The organism is Sorangium sp. So ce1335 (genome assembly GCF_051521615.1).
Taxonomy (GTDB): Bacteria; Myxococcota_A; Polyangia; order Polyangiales; family Polyangiaceae; genus Sorangium.
The window spans coordinates 12,288,597-12,311,175 of record NZ_CP150363.1 but is presented as its reverse complement, the minus strand read 5'-3'; the positions used below and the strand labels follow the sequence as shown (position 1 = coordinate 12,311,175).

The 22,579-nt window shown below is 73.4% G+C and carries 10 protein-coding genes; 8 read left to right on the top strand and 2 right to left on the bottom strand.

Features of this window, described 5'->3' with window-relative positions:
• Position 1 precedes the first annotated feature (1 nt).
• Entirely contained in the window at positions 2–2,419 is a 2,418-nt protein-coding gene (locus WMF24_RS45880) for a penicillin acylase family protein (RefSeq protein ID WP_437733809.1), read from the bottom strand.
• A gap of 320 nt (positions 2,420–2,739) precedes the next feature.
• Between WMF24_RS45880 and WMF24_RS45875 the strand changes: the two genes are divergently transcribed.
• The 6 genes from WMF24_RS45875 to WMF24_RS45850 all read left to right on the top strand — a co-directional run bounded on the left by WMF24_RS45875 (position 2,740) and on the right by WMF24_RS45850 (position 11,952).
• Positions 2,740–3,459 carry a hypothetical protein gene (locus WMF24_RS45875; protein ID WP_437733808.1) on the top strand — a complete coding sequence of 240 codons (720 nt, stop codon included), beginning with the start codon at positions 2,740–2,742 and terminating at the stop codon, positions 3,457–3,459.
• Between the two features lie 135 nt (positions 3,460–3,594).
• On the top strand, positions 3,595–7,689 hold the full coding sequence (locus WMF24_RS45870) for a serine/threonine-protein kinase (RefSeq protein ID WP_437733807.1): 4,095 nt from the start codon (positions 3,595–3,597) through the stop codon (positions 7,687–7,689).
• 265 nt (positions 7,690–7,954) lie between these two features.
• Entirely contained in the window at positions 7,955–8,434 is a 480-nt protein-coding gene (locus WMF24_RS45865; RefSeq protein ID WP_437733806.1) for a VOC family protein, read from the top strand.
• A 304-nt stretch (positions 8,435–8,738) separates the two neighbouring features.
• On the top strand, positions 8,739–9,617 hold the full coding sequence (locus WMF24_RS45860; protein ID WP_437738937.1) for a hypothetical protein: 879 nt from the start codon (positions 8,739–8,741) through the stop codon (positions 9,615–9,617).
• A 101-nt stretch (positions 9,618–9,718) separates the two neighbouring features.
• Entirely contained in the window at positions 9,719–10,465 is a 747-nt protein-coding gene (locus tag WMF24_RS45855; RefSeq protein ID WP_437733805.1) for a helix-hairpin-helix domain-containing protein, read from the top strand.
• A gap of 188 nt (positions 10,466–10,653) precedes the next feature.
• Positions 10,654–11,952, top strand: a complete 1,299-nt coding sequence (locus tag WMF24_RS45850) for a hypothetical protein (protein WP_437733804.1) — start codon at positions 10,654–10,656, stop codon at positions 11,950–11,952.
• Between the two features lie 227 nt (positions 11,953–12,179).
• On the opposite strand, the gene WMF24_RS45845 is transcribed toward WMF24_RS45850, so the two are convergent.
• Positions 12,180–14,786, bottom strand: a complete 2,607-nt coding sequence (locus WMF24_RS45845) for a serine/threonine-protein kinase (RefSeq protein ID WP_437733803.1) — start codon at positions 14,784–14,786, stop codon at positions 12,180–12,182.
• 456 nt (positions 14,787–15,242) lie between these two features.
• Here WMF24_RS45845 and ggt point away from each other — a divergent pair, with 456 nt between their 5' ends.
• Entirely contained in the window at positions 15,243–17,069 is a 1,827-nt protein-coding gene (gene ggt, locus WMF24_RS45840; protein ID WP_437733802.1) for a gamma-glutamyltransferase, read from the top strand.
• Between the two features lie 519 nt (positions 17,070–17,588).
• Entirely contained in the window at positions 17,589–22,553 is a 4,965-nt protein-coding gene (locus WMF24_RS45835) for an AAA family ATPase (RefSeq protein WP_437733801.1), read from the top strand.
• Positions 22,554–22,579: the final 26 nt, after the last annotated feature.

Genomic DNA, 22,579 nt, shown 5'->3' with positions numbered 1-22,579 from the left:
CTCAGCGCGGGCCGCTGACGTCCTTCACGACGAGCTCGGGATCGGCGGCGATGTCCTTCTCCGTGAAGAGCACGCGGCGCCACGCCTTGCGCGAGAACAGCTCGGTCTGGTCCGCGAAATGGGGCGACGCGGGGTCCGACGACTGCGAGTAGCTGAGCAGCGCCTCGGCGCGGGGGCCGTCGGCCGTGTGCTCGACGGCCATCACGAAGCTCGTGCCGAAGTTGATCGGGTAGCCCGAGGTGGTGAGGCCCGTCTCCGCGTTGACGAGCTCTCCGCTGTTGAGCCTGGGCAGCAGGGTGCTGTTCAGGCCTCCCGGCGAGTAGCCGACGATGTTGGCCACCCCTTCGTGGCCGCTCCCGCCGTGGATGGGGATGACGTCGTCGCCCCTGCGCGTGAACTGCGCCTCGCCGAGCGGCGTGCTCGCGTCGAGCTCCGCCTGCGCGAGCGCGCGCACGGCCTCGGCCAGCGCCACGAGGATCGGATCCGGGCCCTCGGCCGGCGGCTCGACGAGGTCGCGCGGGGTCCCGAGCGGGTCGTCGGCGTCGAACGGCTGCGCGTAGAGCCTGCCCGCGTCCATCGTGTCGCCGAACGTGAACCGGCCGAGCAGCTCGCGCCACACGACCGCGCCGACGCTGTCGAGATTCACGCGGCCGTCCCACGACGCGAGCGCGAGGCACGCGTCGGCGATGTCGACGGCCTCGCCCTCGAGGTCGACGGGCTCGGCGCCGTCGCAGCGCTCGACGACCTGCGCGAGGAGGCGCTCGGCCGTCATCCCCCGGTTGCTCAGGATGGCGGCCTCGAGCTCCTCGCGCGAGAAGAGGCCGTCCTCGCCGGAGGCGGCGCCCTCGCCTTCCTCGGTGAGCAGGACGAGGTTCATGCGCGTGCGCGCCGAGATGGGGGAGCCCGGGGTGCCGAAGAGCGCCGGGTAGCCGGAGATCGGCTCGGCGGGGTTCGTGAGCCACGGCGTGTCGTTGGCGTTCATGACGAAGTCGGTCCGCGCGAGGGACGGGACATCGCCCCACGGCACGAGCGCGCCGGCGCCCTGCGTCTCCACCCACTCGTCGCGCGCCGTGCTCCCGTCGAGCAGCACGATGCCGGAGCTCGCGAGCACCGCGGTGAGGCCGTCGCGCTGCAGCGCGCGCTCGTAGGCGCGCACCGCCTCGGCGCTCAGGTGGGGCACGCGCGAGGCGTCCATGACGACGCCCTCCCCCTCGGCGTCCACCGCGGTCGTGAACACGAACGGGATGCCGCGCAGCTCCTCGTGGACGCGCCGGAGCTCGTCGAGGCTCTTCGCGCGGTCCATGCCGAGCCACTGGTCGAGCGCGGTCACGTTGTCCTCGTTGGCGTCGCGCAGGGCGAAGGCCTGCTCGGCGGACCAGGAGAGCACCGACGCCCCGAGCATCGGGCCGTGGTGGCTCCGGTACATCACGCGCGACACCTGCTCGACCGAGCCGTCGTCCGCCAGCACGCCGATCGTGTGCTCGCGGCGCTCCATCTCCCGGCGCTCGCCCTCGTGGATGTAGGCCGTCGGGTCGTCCGGATCGAGGGTGAGCCGGTAGACGGTGAAGTGCTTCGCCGGGGAGACCGTGTGCGTCCACGCGACGTGCTCGTTGAAGCCGATGTTGATGACGGGCAGCCCCGTCAGCGCGGCGCCGTACACGTCGAGCTCCCCGGGGATGGTGAGGTGCGCCTCGTAGAACTTGAGCTCCCCCTCCCAGGGGAAGTGCGGGTTGGCGACGAGCATCCCGCGCCCGCTCTCGGAGCGCTCGCGGCCGATCGCCCACGCGTTGCTCCCGAGGCCGAGGCGGGTGAAGTCCGGCAGCTCCGGCCCGCGCTGGCGCGCCCCCTCGTCCGACGCCTCCGGCGGCGCGGCGCGGCTGATGAAGTCGAGGAGCTGCAGGCCGCCGGCGAACATGTTCACGTGGACGAAGTACGCGGCGAGATCCGCGGCGCTGATCGGCTTGACCCACGGCGCGCCGACGCAGGGGGCGGGCAGGCCCTCCTGGCCGACGTCGGCGAGGTAGCGGTTGTAACCGGCGGCGTACCCCTCGACGAGCGCCCGCCCGTCGGGGGACAGGCGCTCCAGCATGCGCTCGCCGCGCTCGACGACCCCGAGCGCGAGGTAGCTGAAGTCGCTGTCGACGTTCGCGTCCCCCTCGCCGGGGCCGAAGGTCCTGGCGCGCTCGCTCCGCACCTTCACGATCTGATCGGCGAGCGTGCAGGCGAAGTCGCGCGCGCCGGCGTAGGCGAGCCCGAATCCGATGCTGCCGATGTCCTCGGCGAGGACGTGGGGCACGCCGTGGCTCGTCCAGCGGATGGTGGCCTGATAGTCGACCGGCACCGGCCGCACGCCGGATTCGTCGCTGCACGCGGTCAGGAGACCGAGGCAGCCAAGCCCAGCGATGATTCTACCGTACATGGAACACTCCTCTTTGCGCCGGGATCTGCGCGGGGGAGAGATAGCCCACGGGAAGGCGGGAAGATGTGAAGAAATCGAGCGCAGCTTTCGGTCGTCCCGGGGTTCCCGATCCCGATCCGTCGCAGCTCGGGCGACGCGCAACGCGCGACGCGCGACGCGCGACGCGCGACGCAGGCGGCCGGCCCTGCGCGACGCGCGACGCAGGCGGCCGGCCCTGCGCGACGCGCCCGGGGAGCGAGGCGCTGGCCGACGGACCGCAGAGCGCGCGGCGCGCGGCGCGCGGCGCGCGGCGGGCACGGTTGATGGAAGCCATCGCCGCTGTGCAATCCGTGCCACGCGCGCTCGCCCCGGGCCCGAAGGATGCGCCGCCGCGCGCGGGCGGGGCGGCGCGCCGCGCTCGCGCGGCCGCGGTCGCGGCGGGGGCGCTCGTGTGCCTTCTTCTCGCGTCGGCGTGCGTCCGCGAGGCGGCGAAGGAGGCGACGAGCGGCACCCTCGAGGCGCTCGATCGCGGCGCGCGCGAGCTCGCAGGGCCCGCAGGAGGGTCGGCCGAGGCGCCGGCCGAGGGCGCGCCGCCGCGCGCGCCGCGCGGGCGCCCGCTCGTGGGCGCGATCGTCCATGACGCGGTCCGGGCGGGCGCGGCGGAGCTCGGGCGGCAGGCGGGGGCGCTCGAGCCGGTCATCGCGCAGACCAGCGAGGCGGTGAGCAGCGCGGTCGTCGAGGGCGCCCTCCAGCACGACAGGGAGCTCCTCTCCCTCGTCGAGCAGGGCTCGGGCGCGGCCGCGAGGGCGGTGGCGCGCGAGGGGACGGCGGAGCTCGTGGAGCAGCTCGCGGGCTGCCCCGACGGGGACCCGGGCTGCTCGAGCGCGGCGATAGAGCGGGCGAGCCGCGCCGCGGCCACGGGCTTCGCCGACGGCCTGGGGCGGGCGATCCAGCCCTGGATCATCGGGCTCGCGTTCGGCGGGGGCTTCCTGCTCGCCGCGCTGATCGCCGTCGCCGTCGCGGCGGTGGCGAGGCGGCACGACCGCTCGGCGGCCCACTGAGGCGCGCTCGGAGGCGCACGAGCGCGTGAGGCGCGCTCGGAGGCGCACGAGCGCGTGAGGCGCGCTCGGAGGCGCACGAGCGCGCGCGGCGCCGCGGATCTTCGCGCGCTGGGGTCGCCGTGATACGCGCGGGCGATGACGCCGGGGCAGCGGATCGCGGGCCGCTTCGAGCTCGAGCGCCAGGCGGGCGTGGGCGGCATGGGCGCCCTCTACCGCGCCGTCGACCTCGAGACCGGCGCGCCGGTGGCGGTGAAGATCCTCCACGGCGCGCAGGAGGCCGACCTCGCGCGCTTCGCGCGCGAGGCGACGATCCTCGACCGGCTCACAGATCCCGCGGTGGTCCGGTACGTGGCGCACGGCATCACCGGGGCCTCGCGACCGTACCTCGTGATGGAGTGGCTCGAGGGCGAGGACCTCGCCGCCCGCCTCGCGCGCGCCGAGCTCACCGTGGCCGAGAGCCTCGCGCTCGCGCGGCGCCTCGCGGGCGCGCTCGCCGCGGTGCACGCGCTCGGCGTCGTGCACCGCGACATCAAGCCGAGCAACATCTTCCTCTGCGACGGGCGCGTCGAGCAGGCGAGGCTCATCGACTTCGGCATCGCCCGGCCCGAGCGCGCCACCGCCGTCGTCACGCGCACGAACAGCGCCGTGGGCACGCTCGGCTACATGGCCCCGGAGCAGGCGCGCGGGAGCGCCGGCGTCGACGCGCGCGCGGACGTGTTCTCCCTCGGGTGCGTGCTGTTCGAGTGCCTCACGGGCCAGCCGGCCTACGCCGGGGACAACCCGATGGCGGTGCTGGCCAAGCTGCTCCTCGCGTCGCCCCCGCGGGTGCGCGACGAGCGGCCGGAGGTGCCCGACGAGCTCGACGCGCTCGTCGAGCGCATGCTGCGCCGGGAGCCCACGGGGCGACCCGCGGGCGGCGCGGCGCTCCTCGACGAGCTCGCGGCGCTGCGCCCGCTCACCCCGGAGCAGGGCGCGCTCCGGGCGCCCGAGAGCCGCGCGACGCCGGCGCTCACCGCGGGCGAGCAGCGGTTCCTTTCGGTGCTGCTCGCCGGCGGCGAGGACGGCGCGGACGGCGAGCGGGCGGCGATCGGCGCGGGGGCGGCGCCCGGCGCAGCCCCGGGAGCGCCGCGCGCGGCCGCCGCGCTCCGGGAGCCGCCGCCGGCCGCGGCGGACCCGTCGACGTGGACCCTCGTGGCGGAGATGCCGGAGGCCCCGCCGCCGGACAGCGCCGAGGTCGCGCTGCGCGTCCTCGTCGCGGATCACGGCGGGGGGATCGATCGCCTCGCCGACGGGACGTGGGTCGTCACGTTTCTGGGCGTGCCGCGCGCGCCGGGGAGCGCGGACGCGCACGACGGCCAGCGGCCGTCCAGCGCCGGCAGCACCGGCGGGACGGCGACGGACCACGCCGGCCAGGCGGCCCGCTGCGCGCTCGCGATGCGGGCGCTCCTGCCGCGGGCACCGATCGCGCTCGCGACGGGCCGCGGCCGGGTGCGCGGCCGCTCGTCCGCGGGCGAGGCGATCGACCGCGCCGCCCTCCTCGTCGAGGACGCGCGGCGGGCCCGCGCGGCCGGCGAGGACGCCCCGGCGATCCGCGTCGACGCGCTGACGGCGGGGCTCCTCGAGGGCCGCTTCGAGATCGACCGCGCGGCCAGCGGCGCGGGGCTGCTCCGGGCCGAGCGGGCCGCGCCCGAGGCCGCGCGCTCCCTGCTCGGCAAGCGGACGCCCTTCGTGGGGCGGGATCGCGAGCTGCGCGCGCTCGAGGAGCTCTTCGACGAGTGCGTGGACCAGCCGGTCGCCCGCGCCGCCCTCGTGACAGCGGCCGCTGGTGTCGGCAAGTCGCGGCTGCGCAAGGAGCTCGAGGAGCGCCTGGGGCACGCGGAGCGCCGCGCCGCGCCGGCCGAGATCTGGCTCGGGCGCGGCGAGCCGATGCGCGCGGGGGCGCCGTTCGGGCTGCTCGGGCAGGTCATCCGGCGGTGCGCGCGGATGCAGGACGGCGAGCCGCTCGAGGCGCGCCGGCAGAAGCTCGAGGAACGCGTGGCGCGGCGCGTGGCCGAGGGGGACCGCGGCCGGGTGGCCGAGTTCCTCGGGGCGATGGTGGGGACGCCGTTCCCGGACGAGGCGAGCGTGCAGCTCCGCGCCGCGCGGCGCGATCCGGTGCTGATGGGCGACCAGATCCGGCGCGCGTTCGTCGATTTCGTCGACGCCGAGTGCCGCGCGCGGCCGGTGGTGCTGCTGCTCGAGGACCTGCACTGGGGCGACAGGCCGTCGCTGGAGTACGTCGGCGCGGCGCTCCGGCTGCTCGCGGACCGGCCGCTGTTCGTCGTGGGCTTCGCGCGGCCCGAGGTCGACGAGCTCTTCCCGCGGCTCTGGGCCGACGCCGAGGCGACGACGGTGCGCCTCGGCGCGCTGCCGCAGCGGCCGTGCGAGCGGCTCGTGCGCGAGGTGCTCGGCGCGGCGGCGGACGACGCGACGGTCGCGCGCGTCGTGGCGCGCGCCGCGGGCAACGCGTTCTTCCTGGAGGAGCTGGTGCGCGCGGTGGCCGAGGGGCGCGGCGACCACCTGCCCGACACGGTGCTCGCGATGGTGCAGTCGCGGCTCGAGGGGCTCTCCCCCGAGGAGCGGCGGGTGCTGCGCGCGGCGTCGGTGCTCGGCCAGGTGTTCTGGCGGGGCGCCGTGGAGGCGCTGCTCGGCGGCGAGGCGCGCGCCCCCGCGCTCGACGCCTGGCTGTCGGGCCTCGCCGCGCGCGAGTGGATCGCGCGCCGCCCCGAGCCGAGCCTGCGGGGCGAGGTCGAGTACGGCTTCCGCCACGCGCTCGTGCGCGAGGCGGCCTACGACATGCTGACCGACGAGGACCGCGCGCTCGGCCACCGGCTCGCGGGCGGCTGGCTGGAGGCCGCGGGCGAGCACGACGCGGCGGTGCTGGCCGAGCACTTCGAGCGGGGCGGGGAGCTCGGCCGGGCGGCGCGCTGCTACGCGAGGGCGGCGGAGCAGGCGCTCGCGGGCAACGATCTCGGCGGGGTGGTCCGCTCGGCGGACCGCGCCATCCGCTGCGGCGCGGACGGCGAGCTGCTCGGGGCGGTGTCGCTCGCGCGGGCGGAGGCGCACCGGTTCCGCGGCGAGCTCGACGACGCGGAGCTCTGGGCGACGGAGGCGCTCGCGCTGCTGCGCGAGGGCGGCGCCGGCTGGTACGCGGCGCTGAAGGTGGCGACGACGGCCGCGCTGAAGCGGGGCCGGACCGAGCGGGTGCCGGCGCTGCTCGCGGCGCTCCTCGCGCGCTGGTCCGACGCGTCGCCCGAGCCGGCGCAGGTCGCCGCGGTGGCGTGGGCGGCGGCGCTGATGTTCCTGACGGGCCGGTACGCCGACGCCGCGTCGCTGATGGCGCGGGTCGAGCCGGTGGCGGAGCGGTTCGCCGGGGATCCGCAGATCGCCGGGACGATCGCGTGGAGCCGGGCGACGGCGGCGCTGTTCGTGGAGGGGGATCTCAACCGGCACCGGGCGCGGCTGGAGGAGGCGATCGCGTGCTTCGACAGGTCGGGGGATCTGCGGGGCGCGTGCGGGCAGCGCGCGAACGCGGGGTTCGCGTGCAACGAGCTCGGGGCGTACGGCGAGGCGGCGGCGCTCCTGCGCGCGTCGCTGTCGGACGCCGAGCGGATGGGGCTGCGCAACATCGCGGCCTCGGCGCGGCAGAACCTCGGGGCGGCGCTGGCGCGCCTCGGCGAGCTCCCGGAGGCGCGCGCCGTGGAGGCCGAGGCGGTGCGGTCGTTCGCGGCGATGCAGGAGCCGCGGATGGAGGGGGCGTCGCGCGCGTACCTGGCCGGCATCCTGCTGTCGGCCGGCGACGCGGCGGGGGCCGAGGCGGAGGCGCGCCGCGCGGTGGCGATGCTGGAGGTGGCGAGGCCGCTCCTGCCGCACGCGCTCGCGACGCTGGCCGACGCGCTCCTCGCGGCCGGGCGGCGGGAGGAGGCGCTCGCCGAGGCGCGCCGGGCGGCGGAGATCTTGAAGGAGATCGGGCAGTTGGAGGAGGGCGACGCGCTCGTGCGCGTCGTCCACGCCGAGGCGCTCTGGGCGACCGGCGACCGGGAGGGGGCGCGGGCGGCGCTCGCCGAGGCGGAGGCGCGGATCGGCGAGCGGGCGGCGAAGATCGCGGATCCGGCGTGGCGGGCGAGCTTCGTCGAGCGGGTGCCGGAGCACGCGCGGGCGGCGGCGCTGCGGGGGGCGTGGGGGGCGTGACGGAGGAGGGGCGCGCCGGCCCGGCGGACAGGCCGGGAGCGCGCGGCTCAGGTCCCCGCGCGCCGACCTCCGCCCTCGCGTCAGCCCGACCGTGATCCACACCACGATCCCCAGCCTTCCGGCAGCCGGCCCTCACAAAAAAGATCTCCGCCATGTCGAGTCGGCGCGTCGAGCTCCGACATCCAGGCGAGGCGAGGGCGCGGTGACCCCGCCGCCCTCATTCCACCTTCCGCCGCCGGGCGCTGCCCGGCCAGGAGACCTGACGATGGCGACCACGCAGAAGATCAAGACGTTCCTCTGGTTCGACAACAACGCCGAGGAGGCGGTGCGGCTCTACACGTCCCTCTTCAAGGACGCGCGTATCCTCCAGGAGCTCCGCCGCGGAGACGCGGGGCCGGGGCCCAAGGGCTCCCTCTTGAGCGTCGACTTCGAGCTCCAAGGCCAGCAGTTCGTCGCCATGAACGGCGGACCGCACCACAAGTTCAACGAGGCGATCTCGATCTCCGTCACCTGCGAGACGCAGGCCGAGGTCGACGCGCTCTGGAGCAAGCTCACGGCCGACGGCGGCTCCGAAGGGCCGTGCGGGTGGCTCAAAGACCGGTTCGGCCTGTCCTGGCAGATCGTCCCGTCGGCGCTGCTGCGGCTCCTCCAGCACCCGGACCCGGCCAGGGCGGCGCGGGTCATGCAGGCGATGAGGCAGATGAAGAAGCTCGATATCGCGCGGCTGGAGGAGGCCGCCCGGTAGGCGCCGGCCAGACAACCCGGACCGGAGCAACCGCTCTTCGTCGATGGAGTCGGCGGCACGGATCACCGACTCACGCATTGCGCTCGGCTCGGCGAGCTCATTTGCGGTTCGGCGCGGATGCGGGGTTTTCCTTGCCGCGCCGCTTTGATCCCACGACGACGCACAAACACAGATCATCCAGCGCGGGTGTCCGCAAAACACAGGGAGGAGCCAGCCGCTTCTCGCCGGCGTTGCCCGCGGGCAGGCACGCCCTCGTGAGACGCATTCCCTGCTGGCCCGGCCGAGAGGACCCCCCATGCCGTCGATGATCCATGAGGCGCTGCTGCAACTCTTCCACAACCGGCCGGAGCTGGCGGCCGAGGTGCTCCGCGACGCCCTCGGTGCGCCCGTGCCCGGGTTCACCGAGGCGCGTATCGAGCCGGCCGACCTGACCCAGGTCGTCCCTGTCGAGCACCGCGCTGATCTGGTGGTGCTCCTGCTCGACGGCCGACCCGTGCTCGGGATCGTCGTGGAGGCGCAGCTCGGTCGCGATCCTGACAAGGAATACGCCTGGCCGTCCTACCTCGTGGCCGTGCGCGCGCGCTACCGGTGCCGGGCGTGCTTGCTTGTCGCGACCACCGACGAGGCGATCGCCGCCTGGTGCGCCGAGCCGATCGACCTGGGCCCGCCCGACTGGGTGCTCAGGCCGTACGTGCTCGGCCCCAGCGCCGTCCCGGTCGTGACCGAGCCGTCTGAGGCCAGGGCGAGGCCCGAGCTCGCAGTGCTCTCGGCGATGGCGCACGGGAAGAGCGCTGCCGGCCTGGCGATCGCGACGGCTGCCCTGGCGGCCGCTGCGGGGCTGGACCAGGAGCGGCAGGACCTGTACCTCGACGTGGTGCTATCCTCCCTGAACGAGGCAGCGAGGCGGAGTCTGGAGGAGAGGATGAAGAGCGGTTACGAGTTTCAGAGCGATTTCGCGCGCAGCTACGTGGCCAAGGGGCGGCTCGAGGGACAGCGGGAAGGACGGCTCGAAGAGGCCGCGAGCGCCGTGCTGAAGGTGCTCGAAGCGCGGGGCCTGGACATCCCCCCCGGGGTCCGCGAGCGCGTCCTCGCGAGCACCGACATGAGCGAGCTCGATCGCTGGCTGCGCCGCGCCGCGGTCATCGCCGACGCCGGCGCGCTGCTCGACGCGACGAGCTCCTGATCAGGCCCTGACGCCCCGGAAGGCGCAGCGCTGGAATCGCGGATACACCACCTCCCGGCTGGCTCCCTCCGGCTCTACACGCCGCGGGAGGAGGTGCGACCATGACGAAGGCACCGCGCGACGCGCGCATCGACCTGAACAGCGCATCGGCGGAAGAGCTCGAGGGCATCGAGGGCATCGACGGTGAGCGGGCCCGGCTCCTCATCGAGCACCGGAGCGAGAGCGGCACCTTCCGGAGCTGGGAGGACGTGCTCAGCGTCCCGGGGATCGACAGCGTGCTGCTCGGCAAGCTCCAGGAAGGCGGCTCGCTGGGCACCGCGGCCGGGTCGCCCGCGGAGGGCGCCGGCGCCGCGAGGACGCCGCGCTCCGCGGGAGGGGGCGAGATCGGCGACATGACAGCCCTGGAGCAGATCATGGGGTTGATCCTGCTCGACCTGGCGGCCGTCGAGGCGTACCGCGTGGCGATCGACGCGTGCAAGACGCCGGAGATCAAGCGACAGCTCGAGGCGTTCCGGGGAGACCACGAGCGGCACGCGCGCGAGCTCTCGGACGCGCTCGGCGCCTCGTTGCCCGAGGGGGTCGACGAGCGGGGTCAGTGCATCCGGCGCTATACCGAGCTGTCGGCCCGGGAGGAGCGCACGGCGCTCGTGGCGATGCGCGGCAACGAGGAGCTGACGAACGACGCCTATGCGTCGGCGCTGGCGAGCGACCTACCCGACGACGTCCGGCGCATGGTGGAGGCGAGCTGGCAGGACGAGCGGCGCCACATTCGCTGGATCACCGAGGAGATCCGGACGCGCGGCTGGGAGCTGCCGGAAGTGCCGTCGTCGCTGGCCGAGGCCGCCTGAGGGCGGCGCCCGGGCGCGCGGGCCGCGGCGCCCCGGCCGGACGCGCCCGGGCACAGGCGGATTGACCGGGGATCGAGCAGAGCAGCCGGCGCAGGAGGCCGGCCCGACGCGCGACCGGCGAGGCCCGGCTTGTGACGCGCCACGCGGGCGGAGTAAGCTCGCGCGAGGTCGGCTGAGCTCGCGCGGGAATGGCCTCTCGAACCAAGGGAACGCGCGGCGGTGGTCCTCCTGCCGCTGCCGTCGTCGACGAGGACGAGGTCGACGACCTCTACAAGAAACCGCTCGGCGACTTCACGCGAGCCCGCGACGAGCTGGTCAGGCGCCTGCGGCAGGCCGGGGACAAGGCCGCGGCGGAGCGCGTGAAGGCGCTGCGACGACCGACCGCGGCGGTCTGGACCTTGAACCAGCTCGCGCGCCGCTATCCGCAGCGCATGGAGGCCCTGATCGACGCGGGCGAGCGGCTGCGCGAGGCCCAGCGCGGCGCGCTCGCGCCGGGCGGCGCGCAGGGGTTGAGGGAGGCGAGCCAGAGCCACCGCGCGATCGTCAATGAGCTCCTGCGCGCGGCGCCGGCGCTCTTCGCCGAGGGGGGTTACAGCGAGAAGGGGAATCCGATGGATCGCCTGCGGGACTCGCTGCTTGCGACCCCCACGGCGAGCGCCTCGGATCTGGACCTGCTCGCGCGAGGGCGGCTGTCCGGGGAGATCGAGCCGGGCGATCTATCGGACATGCTCGGGTTGCTGCGCGGGCGGCCATCCGGGAGGCCCGCCGAGACCGACAACGACACGAAGGCAGACCGCGGGCGCAAGACAGCGAAGGCGGAGGCGCCGCAGAAGAGAGCGCGCGACGTCAGGGACGCGCCGGAGCAGCGAAGGAGAGCGGGCGAGGAGCGAGCGCGCGAGGGGCAGCGCTCCGCCAAAGGGCGAGAGCGAACGGCGGCCAAGGAGGAACGCGAGCGCACGGCGGCCGAAAAGGAACGCGAGCGCACGGCAGAGAGGGAGCGCAAGAAGCAGCGCGCCGCAACGGAGCGCGAGCAAGGGGCCGAGCGCGCCGCGAGGGAGCGCGAGAAGCAGCGCGCCGCGAAGGAGCGTGAGCAAAAGGCGCGGCGCGCGGACGAGGAGCGCGAGCGGAAGGCGCGGCTCAAGGCTGAAGAGCGCGAGAAGGCGGCGCAGCTCGCGGCAGAGCGGCGCGCGCGGAAGGAGCGGCTCGCGGCGGAGCAGCGCGAGCAGAAGGCGCAGCTCGCCGCGGCGGAGAGGGAGCGGGACCAGGCGAGCCGGGAGGCCGGGCGCGCTGCCAAGGAGGCGGATCGGCTGACCAGGGAAGCCGCCAGGATGAGCCGCGCCGCAGAGAAGGCCGAGGAGGCCGCCCGGGCGGCGAGGAAGCGCGCGGGCGAGGCCGAGCGCAAGGCCGCGGACGCGCAGCAGAAGGCGGCCGACAGCGCGGGCCGCCTCGAGGCCGCAGAGGACAGGCTGGACCGGCTCGGCCGGTGAGGCAGCGGCTCCGCCGGTCGAGGAGCACCGCGGGTGCAGGGTGGGGACCTCGCGCACGCGGGGCGGCCGAGCTGATCTGCCCTCGCGGAGCGGAGAGTCGGTCAGCGCGAGGGCGCCACGAGCGAAAGAACACAAGAGCGCAAGGGCATCTATCTGTCTTTTTGCGCCTTTGCGCCTTTGCGTTCGAATCTTTCTCCGGCGCCTGGCGCGACTTCGCACGCCGAGGATCAGCGCTTCTTCGATCGCGCCTTCGGCGGGGCTGTCGGCTTTATATCGATGGTCGCCGCCGCCTGGCAGGGCACCAGCGCCGTCACCCCGGCGCTGGCCCACTCGGGGAATTTCGTCTTGCCGGGCCGGCCGACACGCACGAAGAAGCGGCCGCAGCGCACGACCAGCGGCTCGTTCACCGGCCCTGCGTGCTTGCCGGTCACATACACAGCCCCCGGCTCGGGGAACCCCACGGTGAGCACACCGTGCCCCTTGGGCACCGTGGCCGGGTTGACCCCGCGTGCAGCGCTCGCGGCCTCCTTCGCGGCGGCCTCCTTCGCGGCGGCTTCCTTCGCGGCGGCTTCCTTCGCGGCGGCTTCCTTCGCAGCCGCCTCCTTCGCGGCGGCCTCCTTCGCGGCCTCCTCCTTCGCGGCCGCCTCCTCCTTCGCGGCGGCCTCCTTCGCGGCGGCTTCCTTCGCCGCCGCCTCCTTCGCGGCGGCCTCCTTCGCCGCCGCCTCCTTCGCTGCAGCTTCCTTCGCGGCGGCTTCCTTCGCGGCGGCTTCCTTCGCGGCGGCCTCCTTCGCCGCCGCCGCCTCCTTCGCCGCCTGCGCCTTCCCGACCGGCGCCCGCTTCGCGGGCGGCGCCGCGCTCGCCGCCGGCACCGGCGCCGGGAGCGGCTCGACCACGGGCGCCTTCTCCACCAGCGCCTGCTCCACCGGCGCCACGACGATCGGCGCAGGCCGCTCCCGCCGCGCGATGTAGATCCACAGCCCCGCCACCACCGTCGCCGTGAGCGCCGACACCGCGACCGTCCCGACCGTCGACAGCGAGCGCGGCGCCTGCCACGGCACGGTCGGCGATCGCTCGCGCCGCATCGGCGAGCCCGGCGGCGACGAGCCCGCCGCAGGGCCGCCCAGGACCGCCGTGCTCGGGTACGGCACGCCCCCGGGCGGCGTCAGCCCCGACGCGCCGCCGCCGCCGACCGGCAAGGTCAGGCCAGGCGGCGTCAGGCCCGTCGTGCCCATGGGCACGGTCACGCCCGACGGCGTCACCGGCGAGTTGGACGGCGGCTTCGCGGGCGGCGGACCGAAGAACGGCGGCGCGAGATCCGCCGGGAGCGCGGGCGGCGGGCCGAAGCGGATCGCCTCCGGGATCACCGACGTCGACGCGCCGAAGCGGGTCGACGGCACGCTGGTGCCCGGGATCGTCGCGCCGTCGTCCTCGAACGTCGGCTCGACCTCGGGCAGCGTCGCCGGCCCGCCCCCCGCCAGCACCTCCTCGGCCGCCGCCGCGTCGCGCTCCGCAGCGCGCTTCGACGCCTCGAACAGCCGGCCGAACGTCTCGCGATCCGGCAGCGCGGGCTTGCGCCCCCCGGCGCCCTTGAGCGCCTCGCCCCTGCCGTCGGGCAGGGGCGGCGGCGCCTGGTCCGCCGGCACCGGGATCGTGATCGGCTCGGCCGCCGGCGCGCCCGCCGACGCCTTGCCGTCGCGCCGCGCAGCCCCCGCCAGCGCCTCGGACGCCGCCGCCGTCGGCGGCGCGGTCTTCGCCTGCGCGCCGCCCACGCCGGGCCGCAGCCTCGCAGCGCCGCCGTCATTGCCCGCCGGATCCCTGGCGAACAGATCCTTCGCGAGCCGCTTCGCGGCGTCGGCCGCGGGCCGCGCCGTCTGCCCCCCCTTGCCCTTGACCGGGATCGTCGGCCGCCGATCCTCCTCGGGGTCGGCGTCCTCGACCTCGATGGTCGCGTGCGCGGACTGCACGCGGGTCACGAGCTCGGCCTTCCCCTTCTCCGGCCGCGCGACCTTCGCGAGCGCCTGCTCGATCTCCTGGCTCGTGATCTTCCGGTCGTCCGGCGACAGCGCCAGGGCCGTCTCGAGCAGCGCCACGACCGGGCGCGGGATCTCGGGGCGAATCGACGCGATCGGCGCCGGTCGCGTGCCGTCCGACGGCGGCCGCCGCCCCGAGAGCAGCGACCAGAGCAAGAGCCCCACGCCGTAGATGTCGGCCTTGACCGTGACGCGCTCGGCGCGCACCTGCTCGGGCGCCATGTACCCCGGCGCCCCCTTGACCACGCCCGCGATCGTGTCCGGCGTGCGCCCGAGGATCTTGCCGATGCCGAAGCCCGTCAGGCGCACCTGCCCGTCCCACCCGATCACGATGTTGTCCGGGTGCAGGTTGCGGTGGATGATCGGCGTGGGGCTGCCGTGCTCGTCCGTCGCCCCGTGCGCGTGCGCGAGCGCGCCGGCGATGCAGTGGACCAGGTAATAGACCGCCGCGTCGGCGAGCTTCTGCTGCCGGTTCGAGAGGTGCTGGAGCAGCCGACTCAGGCTCACCCCCTCGACGTGCTCGAGCACGAGCGCGAGCCGGCCCGAGTGCTCGAAGAAGTCGAACATCCGCACGATGGCCGGGTGGTTCAGCGTCGCGCAGATCGACGCCTCGCGCGCGAGCTCGTCGGCGAAGCGCGGGTCGCCCTCGGCGGTATTCGGGACGAGCTTCAGCACGCAGACGCGGCGAAACCCGAGCGGGCCGTCCAGCCGCCCGAGATAGACGCTGGTGGGCCCAGAGCCGGCCAGGCGCCGGAGGATCTTGTAGGCCCCAATCGTCTCGGGAGCGGGCTCCGTCGGAAACATCCGGGGCCGATCATACCCAAGCGCGGCGAAGCCCCCAAGCCAACGACCAACACGGATCACTTCGCGGCGCCGAGAGGCGTCCCCGGGCTCCTCGGTAAGACGCCATGCTCCACGCGCCCTGTACGGCGCGTCGCTCTTCGGTTTTCCGGAGCGCGGTACGGCTGATCAGCAGAAACCCGAACAGCGGTGACGGATTACGGCCCAGCGTGCGCCGCGCGGCCGGCCGGGATCTCCGGCGGCGGCGCGCAGAACCCCGCCGGGATCTCCGGCGGCGACGCGAAGAACCCCGCCGCGCGGCCGGCCGGGATCCCTGACGGCGACGCGCGCGCCCGCGCAGCGCGACCCGGCGCGAGGCGCCGGGCATCGCCGCGCCGGACCGGAGCGTCCCCAGCCGCGCTCGCGCGGCCGCGCCTCCGGCTTTCGAGCGGCGCTCGGGCTGGGTTATAAGCCGCGGCGATGAAGCTCCGCACCTGGCATCGACTGCTCGCCGTCGCCCTCCTCGCCGGCTGCGAGGCTGCCGTCCCGCCCCCGCCGCCCGCGCCGCCGCCGCCCCCGCCGCCGAGCGCCGCCGCGCCTGCGCCCGCGCCTGCGCCGGCCGCGCCGACCGCGCCGGCGTCGCGCTTCCCGGCCGGATGGCCGTACCCGGAGGGCGCCCCGCCGGTGCGAGGCCCCTCGATGGTGTCGACCGACGCCGCCCTCGCCACCAAGGTGGGCGCGGACGTCCTCTCCTCGGGCGGCAACGCGGTCGACGCGGCGATCGCCACGGCGTTCGCGCTCGCGGTGGTGCACCCGACCGCCGGCAACCTCGGCGGCGGCGGGTTCATGGTCGCGCGGATCGGCGACAAGGAGCACGCGCTCGACTTCCGCGAGACCGCGCCGGCCAGGGCGACCCACGGCATGTTCCGGGGCAAGGACGGCAAGCCCACGGAGGCCTCGCGCGTCGGCCACCTCGCCGTCGGCGTGCCCGGGAGCGTGGCAGGGCTCTGGGAGGCCTACGACAAGCTCGGGTCCAAGAAGAAGACGTGGGCCGAGCTCATCGCGCCGTCGATCCGGCTCGCGAAGGAGGGCTTCGCCGTCGACGAGAACTTCGCGACCACCGTCAAGGCGGCGTCGTCCAAGCTCGCGCGCTTCCCGGCGTCGGCCGCGCTGTTCCTTCCGGACGGCAAGCCGATCGAGATCGGCGCCATGTGGAAGTCGCCCGAGCTCGCGGCGACGCTCGAGCGCATCGCCGACAAGGGGCCCGCGGGCTTCTACGAGGGCAAGACCGCGGAGCTCCTCGTCGCGGAGATGCGGCGGGGCAAGGGGCTCATCACGGCCGCCGACCTCAAGAGCTACAAGGCGAAGTGGCGCGATCCGGTCGTGTTCGAGTACCGCGGGCGCCGCGTCGCCTCGATGCCGCTGCCGTCGTCGGGCGGGCTCGCCCTCGCGATGATCGCGCACCAGCTCGAGGGGCTCGACGTCGCGAAGCTCGGCTGGCACTCGCCGTCGCACGTGCACGTCGTCGCCGAGGCGATGCGGCGCGTCTTCATCGCGCGCAACGAGATCCTCGGCGACCCCGACTTCGTCAAGAACCCGGTGGAGGAGCTCCTCTCGGTCGCGTGGGCGGAGAAGCAGCGCGCCACGATCTCGCCGGACCGCGCCACGCCGACCGAAGAGCTCACCCGGGGCGCGGCGGTCAAGGACTCGGGCGGCCGCGGGCCGCACACGACGCACTTCTCCGTGGTCGACGCGCAGGGCAACGCCGTGGCGCTCACGACGACGCTGAACGGCTGGTACGGCGCCGGCGTGACGGTGACCGGCGCGGGCTTCGTGCTGAACAACGAGATGGACGACTTCGCCACCGTGCCCGGCACCGCGAACCAGTTCGGCCTCGTGCAGGGCGAGGCCAACTCCATCGCGCCCGGCAAGCGCATGCTCTCGTCGATGTCGCCCACGATCGTGACGGGGAAGGACGGGCGCGTGGAGCTCGTGCTCGGCGCCGCGGGCGGCCCGACGATCCTCACGGCGGTGTTCCAGATCCTCTCGAACGTCGTCGATTTCGGCTTCGACGTGACAACGGCGGTCAACGCGCCGCGCTTCCACCACCAGGACTACCCCGACAGGCTGTTCATCGAGAAGGGCGGCTTCCCCGACGAGCTCCGGAACGCGCTCGGCGCGATGGGCCACGCGCTCGACGAGCGCGGGCACATCGCCGACGCGCCCTCGATCGGCCGCGAGGGCGCCGGGTTCGCGGGCGCGCGCGAGCCGCGGCGGCCCGGCTCCGAGGCGGCGGCCGGGAAGTAGCCGGGCGCGCGCCCGGCGGACGCGACGCCCGACGTCACGGCGGACGCGACGCCCGACGTCACGACCGACGCGCGCTGTCCCGGCCATGCCGCGGCACGGCGTGCGTCGGCAGAGGAGCGCCGCGGCCCATCTCACGACGGGGCGATTCGCTTCCTTTCAATCCCCCATTGGCGCGCGCTGGTCGTGGCCATCAGGAGCTCCCTGAAGGCCATGTGGCGTGACGCGCGGCGTCTGCGGCGGGGCGGACGTGTCTGCGGCGTGGGCGTGTAGACCGCGCGATCCGCGCGCCCTGCGCGCGGGCGGCGCCGCGGTTCGACCTTGACATGCGGCGTTCGATTCGATTGCTTACCAACTGTGTCCCGCCGAGCACGCTCGCTCCTCGACGGCCCGCGCGAGCGTCCGCTGACGCAGCCGGCGTCCGTGCGCCTGGCGAGCGGCCATGTGCCAGCGGCCTGCATCTCGACATGGACCGAGGGCCGCGTCGGGTAGACAGCTCAGGGATCCGAGGGGGTGGCGGTCATGGTCGAACTGTTGCATCACGAGTTGCTCGACACATTGCACGACGGTTCGCGCAGCAGCGTCTACCTCGGCCGCAAGAAGAGCACGGGCGCGATGTGCGTCATCAAGGTCGCCCGCAAGGATGTCAACGGCACCCGCAACGTCGCGGTCCTCAAGCGTCAGTACGAGATCATGAGGCATCTCGATCTCGACGGGGTCGTCAGGGTCTACGATCTCGAGGTCCGCCTCGACTACGCCGCGCTCGTCATGGAGTACTTCGCCGGCCGCTCGCTGCGGACGCTCATCGACGAGAGCGGCGACGGCGTCGAGCTCGCGTGCGCCGTCAGGATAGCGCTCCAGCTCGCGGACACGCTCGGCGCCGTCCACGAGCGGAACATCATCCACAAGGACATCAAGCCGACCAACATCATCGTCGATCACGACGCGAGCACGTCGAAGCTCACCGACTTCTCCATCGCCTCGCTCCTGCCCGGCGAGCGCGCGGCGGTGTACGACCCGTGGTCGCCGGGCGAGGGCACGCTGCAGTACATCTCCCCCGAGCAGACGGGCCGGATGAACCGGTCGATCGATTTCCGATCGGACTACTACTCGCTCGGCGTCACGCTCTACGAGCTCACGACGCAGCGCCTCCCCTTCGAGACGACCGATCCGCTGGAGCTCGTGCACCACCACATCGCGAGGACGCCGGTCGCTCCGCACCGGATCCGGCCGGACATGCCGGAGGCGCTCTCCCGGGTGATCATGAAGCTGCTCGCGAAGACGGCGGAGGAGCGTTACCAGAGCATCTTCGGCCTGAAGGCGGATCTGAAGACCTGCCTCGACATGCTCGAGGACAGGGCGCCGGCGCTCGATTTCGAGCCCGGGCGCAAGGACCGGCCCACGAGGCTCCAGGTATCGCAGAAGCTCTATGGCCGGAAGGAGGAGGTCGACGCCCTCCTCTCGGCCTTCCGGAGCGTCAGCGGCTCCGCGCCCGAGGCGGCCGAGGGCGGCCGGTCGGAGTTCGTGCTCGTGGCCGGCTACTCCGGGGTGGGCAAGTCCGCGGTGGTGAGCGAGATCCACAAGCCGATCGCGAAGGAGGGCGGCTACTTCGCGGCCGGCAAGTTCGACCAGTTCACGCGCAACGTCCCGTATGCGGCGGTGATCGCCGCGCTGCGGGAGATCGTCCGGCAGCTCCTCACGCAGAGCAAGGACGAGATCGCCGACTGGCGGGCCAGGATCGCGGCGGCGGTCAGCCCGAACGGACAGGTCGTCGCCGAGGTGATCCCGGAGATCGAGCTGATCATCGGCAAGCAGCCGCCGGTGCCCGCCCTGGGCTCCATGGAGACGCGGAACCGGTTCAACCTGACGTTCCGGAACTTCATCGGGGCGATCGCGCAGAAGACGCGGGCGCTCGTGCTGTTCCTTGACGACCTGCAATGGGCGGACACGGGGTCGCTCAACCTCATCGAGGTCCTCGTGCAGGACGCGGACATCCGTCACCTGTTGCTGGTCGGATCGTACCGGGACAACGCGATGGACGAGGCGCACCCGCTCAGGATGATGCTGAGCGCGCTCGGCAAGAGCGAGGCGCGCGTGAGCACCATCGCGCTGAATCCACTCGCGCGCCAGCACGTGAACGAGCTCATCTCCGATTCGCTCGGCTCCTCTCTGGACGACTGCCGACCGCTGTCGGACATCATCTTCGCCAAGACGCAGGGGAACCCGTTCTTCACGATCCAGTACCTGGAGAGCCTCTGCCGCGAGGGACACCTGCGCTTCAGCGCGGAGGCGGGCGCATGGCGGTGGAGCGTCGCCGACATCGAGCGCATGGCGGTGGCGGACAACGTGGTCGATCTGATGATCCGGCGGATCCAGGGCCTCGCGAGCCCGACGCAGCGGGTCCTCGAGCTCGCCGCGTGCGTCGGGAGCCAGTTCGACCTGAAGCTCCTCGCGCTCCTCCATCAGAAGGCCCTGAGCGCCACCGACGAGGATCTCTGGGACGCGCTCGACGCCGGGCTCGTCGTGCCCCTGGACGGCGATTACAAGCTCGCGCGCTTCCTCGACGACGCGGACGGGCGCACGGTCACGTTCCGGTTCCTCCACGACCGCGTGCAGCAGGCCGCCTACAAGCTGCTGAGCGAGGGCGAGCAGAAGAGGATTCACCTGGAGCTCGGGCGGCTCCTGCTCCGGGAGACCCCGGCCGAGTCGGTCGACGACCGGATCTACGACATCGTGATGCACCTCAACATGGGCGCCGAGATGATCGTGGACGCGCAGGAGCGCCGCGAGGCCGCGGCGCTCAACCTGAGGGCCGGCCAGAAGGCGAGGCGCTCCACGGCGTACGGCCCCGCGGTGCAGTGCCTCCGCGCCGCCGCGGCCTTCCTGCCCGAGGGCTCGTGGGAGACGGACCACGAGCTATCGCTCGCGGTCTACACGGACCTGGTCGAGCTCGAGTACCTGACGATCAACTTCGACCGGGCCGAGGCGTGCGCGCAGATCGTCGTCGATCACGCCAGGGACGTCCTGGAGAAGCTCCGGGTCTACGAGACCCGAATTCAATTTTACATATCGCAGAACCGCATGCCGGAGGCCATCGACGTGGCGCTCGGTGTGCTGGCGATGCTCGACGTACCGATGTGCGAGACGCCTCCGGCCGACCTCGACATGCACCGGCTGGCGCAGCTCCCTGTCCTCGTCGACAGGCGTATGCTCGCCGCGAACCGGATCCTCGTCTCGGTGTTCCCTGCCGCGGTCCTCGCGAAGCCCTACTTCGTCCCGCGGATCGCGTTCACGATGATGAGCATCTGCACGCAGCACGGGATCTCGCCGCTGGCGGCGTATGCCTGCGCGATCTACGGCCACATCCAGTGCAGCGTCATGGACAACATCGAGCTCGGCTACGCGCTCGGCCGGCTCGCCATCGATCTCATCCAGCGCTTCGGCGCGATCGAGCTCGAATCCAAGATCTACACGCTCAACTACGTGGCGATTCACCACTGGAAGCGCCCTCTGAAAGAGACCATCGAGCCGGTCCGCCACGCGGTTCAGGTCGGCCTCGAGACGGGTGATATCGAGTACGCCGGGTACAGCTCCAGCCAGCACTCCACGTACTCCCTCTTCGCCGGGGAGCATCTGAGGACGACCGAGCAGCGCATGACGCACTCGATCGAGCTCGCGTCGAAGCTCAACCAGCAGTATCAGCTCTATTACGTCAAGATCTGGCAGCAGCTCGTGCGCAGCCTGCGGGACCCGTGGGCGGAGAAGCTGCGGCTCGTCGGGGAGAGCTTCGATGAGACGACGATGATCCCCTGCCTCGGGCCCAACAGGACATCGGTATTCTGCCTCTACCTCGCGAAGGGCATGCTGCTCTACTACTTCGGCGAGCCGAAGCTCTCGTACGAGTGCCTCCGCACCGGGGAGGAATACCAGGACGCCGTGGGGTTCGTCACCGTGGTGGAGCAGAACCTCTACTGTTCCCTCTCGGCGCTCGCCGCCTTCGATCAGCTCTCGAAGGAGGAGCAGGAAGACGCGCTGGCGAAGGTCGACGCGAACCAGCGCAAGCTGGAGGCATGGGCCCTCCACTCCCCGGAGAACAACCGGCACAAGCATCACCTGGTCGGCGCGGAGCTCTCGCGCGTGCGGCGCTCCGCGGTCGAGGCGATGGAGCTCTACGACCGCGCGATCGAGGGGGCCCGGGCCAACGGGTACATCCACGAGGAGGCGCTCTCGTGCGAGCTGGCGTCCTCGTTCTACCGGAGCCTGGGCCGGCACGAGATCGCCCGGCACTACATGACGATGGCGTACCGCGGTTACGCCCTGTGGGGCGCCACGGCGAAGTGCCAGAGCCTCGTCGCCGCCTTCCCTCACCTCGTGCTCGAGGGGACGCCCGACCGGGCGACGCCGCAGACGGTCGCGTCCGATCACGGCGGCGCGGCGCTGGACCTGCTCAGCGTCGTCAGGGCGTCGCAGGCCATGGCGAGCGAGATCGTCCTGGAGCGGCTGCTGGAGAGCCTGATGACGATCGTGCTCGAGAACGTCGGCGCGCAGCGCGGCGTGCTGGCGCTCGCGCAGGGGGATGCGCTCTTCGTCGAGGCGGAGGGGACCGTGGAGCCGAAGCTGGTCACCGTGCTCGAGGCGATCCCCTTGAGCTCTTTCAGGAAGGTTCCGCTCTCCGTCATCAGCTACGTGCAGCGGACGCAGACGAGCGTGCTGCTGGACAACGCGGCAGAGCAAGCCAGGTTCTCTGCAGATCCCTACATTCGAGCGAGCAAGACGAGGTCGCTCCTGTGCTCACCGATCATCCGCCAGGGTCGGCTCGTCGGCGTGCTCTACCTCGAGAACGATCTCTCGACGGGCGTCTTCACGAAGGATCGGCTCGAGCTCCTGAGCCTCCTCTCGACGCAGATCGCGATCTCTATCGAGAACGCGAAGCTGTACGAGGGGCTCGAGCAGGAGGTCGCCGCGCGCACCGAGGAGCTCCGGCTGTCCAACGAGCGCCTCCGCGATGTGAACGACCGGCTTCAGGTGGAGCTGACAGAGCGCGTCCGGCTGCAGGAGGAGCGTGTCCGGATGCAGGAGGAGATCATCCAGACGCAGCGGGCTCGGCTCTTCGAGCTCTCGACCCCGTGCATCCCGATCACGGACGAGATCATGGTGATGCCCATCATCGGCACGATCGACGACCTGCGGGCGGCGCAGATGCTCGAGACGGCGATGGAGAGCGTCGCGGCCAGCGCTGCCAAGGTGGTGATCGTCGATGTCACGGGCGTGAAGAGCGTCGACACGAGCGTGGCGAGCCGGCTGACGAGCCTGGCCAAGGCGGTGGGATTGCTCGGGAGCAAGGCGATCCTGACAGGGCTGCGCCCCGCGGTGGCGCAGAGCCTGATCGCGCTCGGCGTGGACCTCGGCTCGATAGAGACACGCTCCAACCTCAAGGCGGGGATCGCATACGCCATGAGGCGCACCGCCGCGCGGCTGCACGCCTAGCGAGCGCCGCCCCCCCAGCGCTCGCC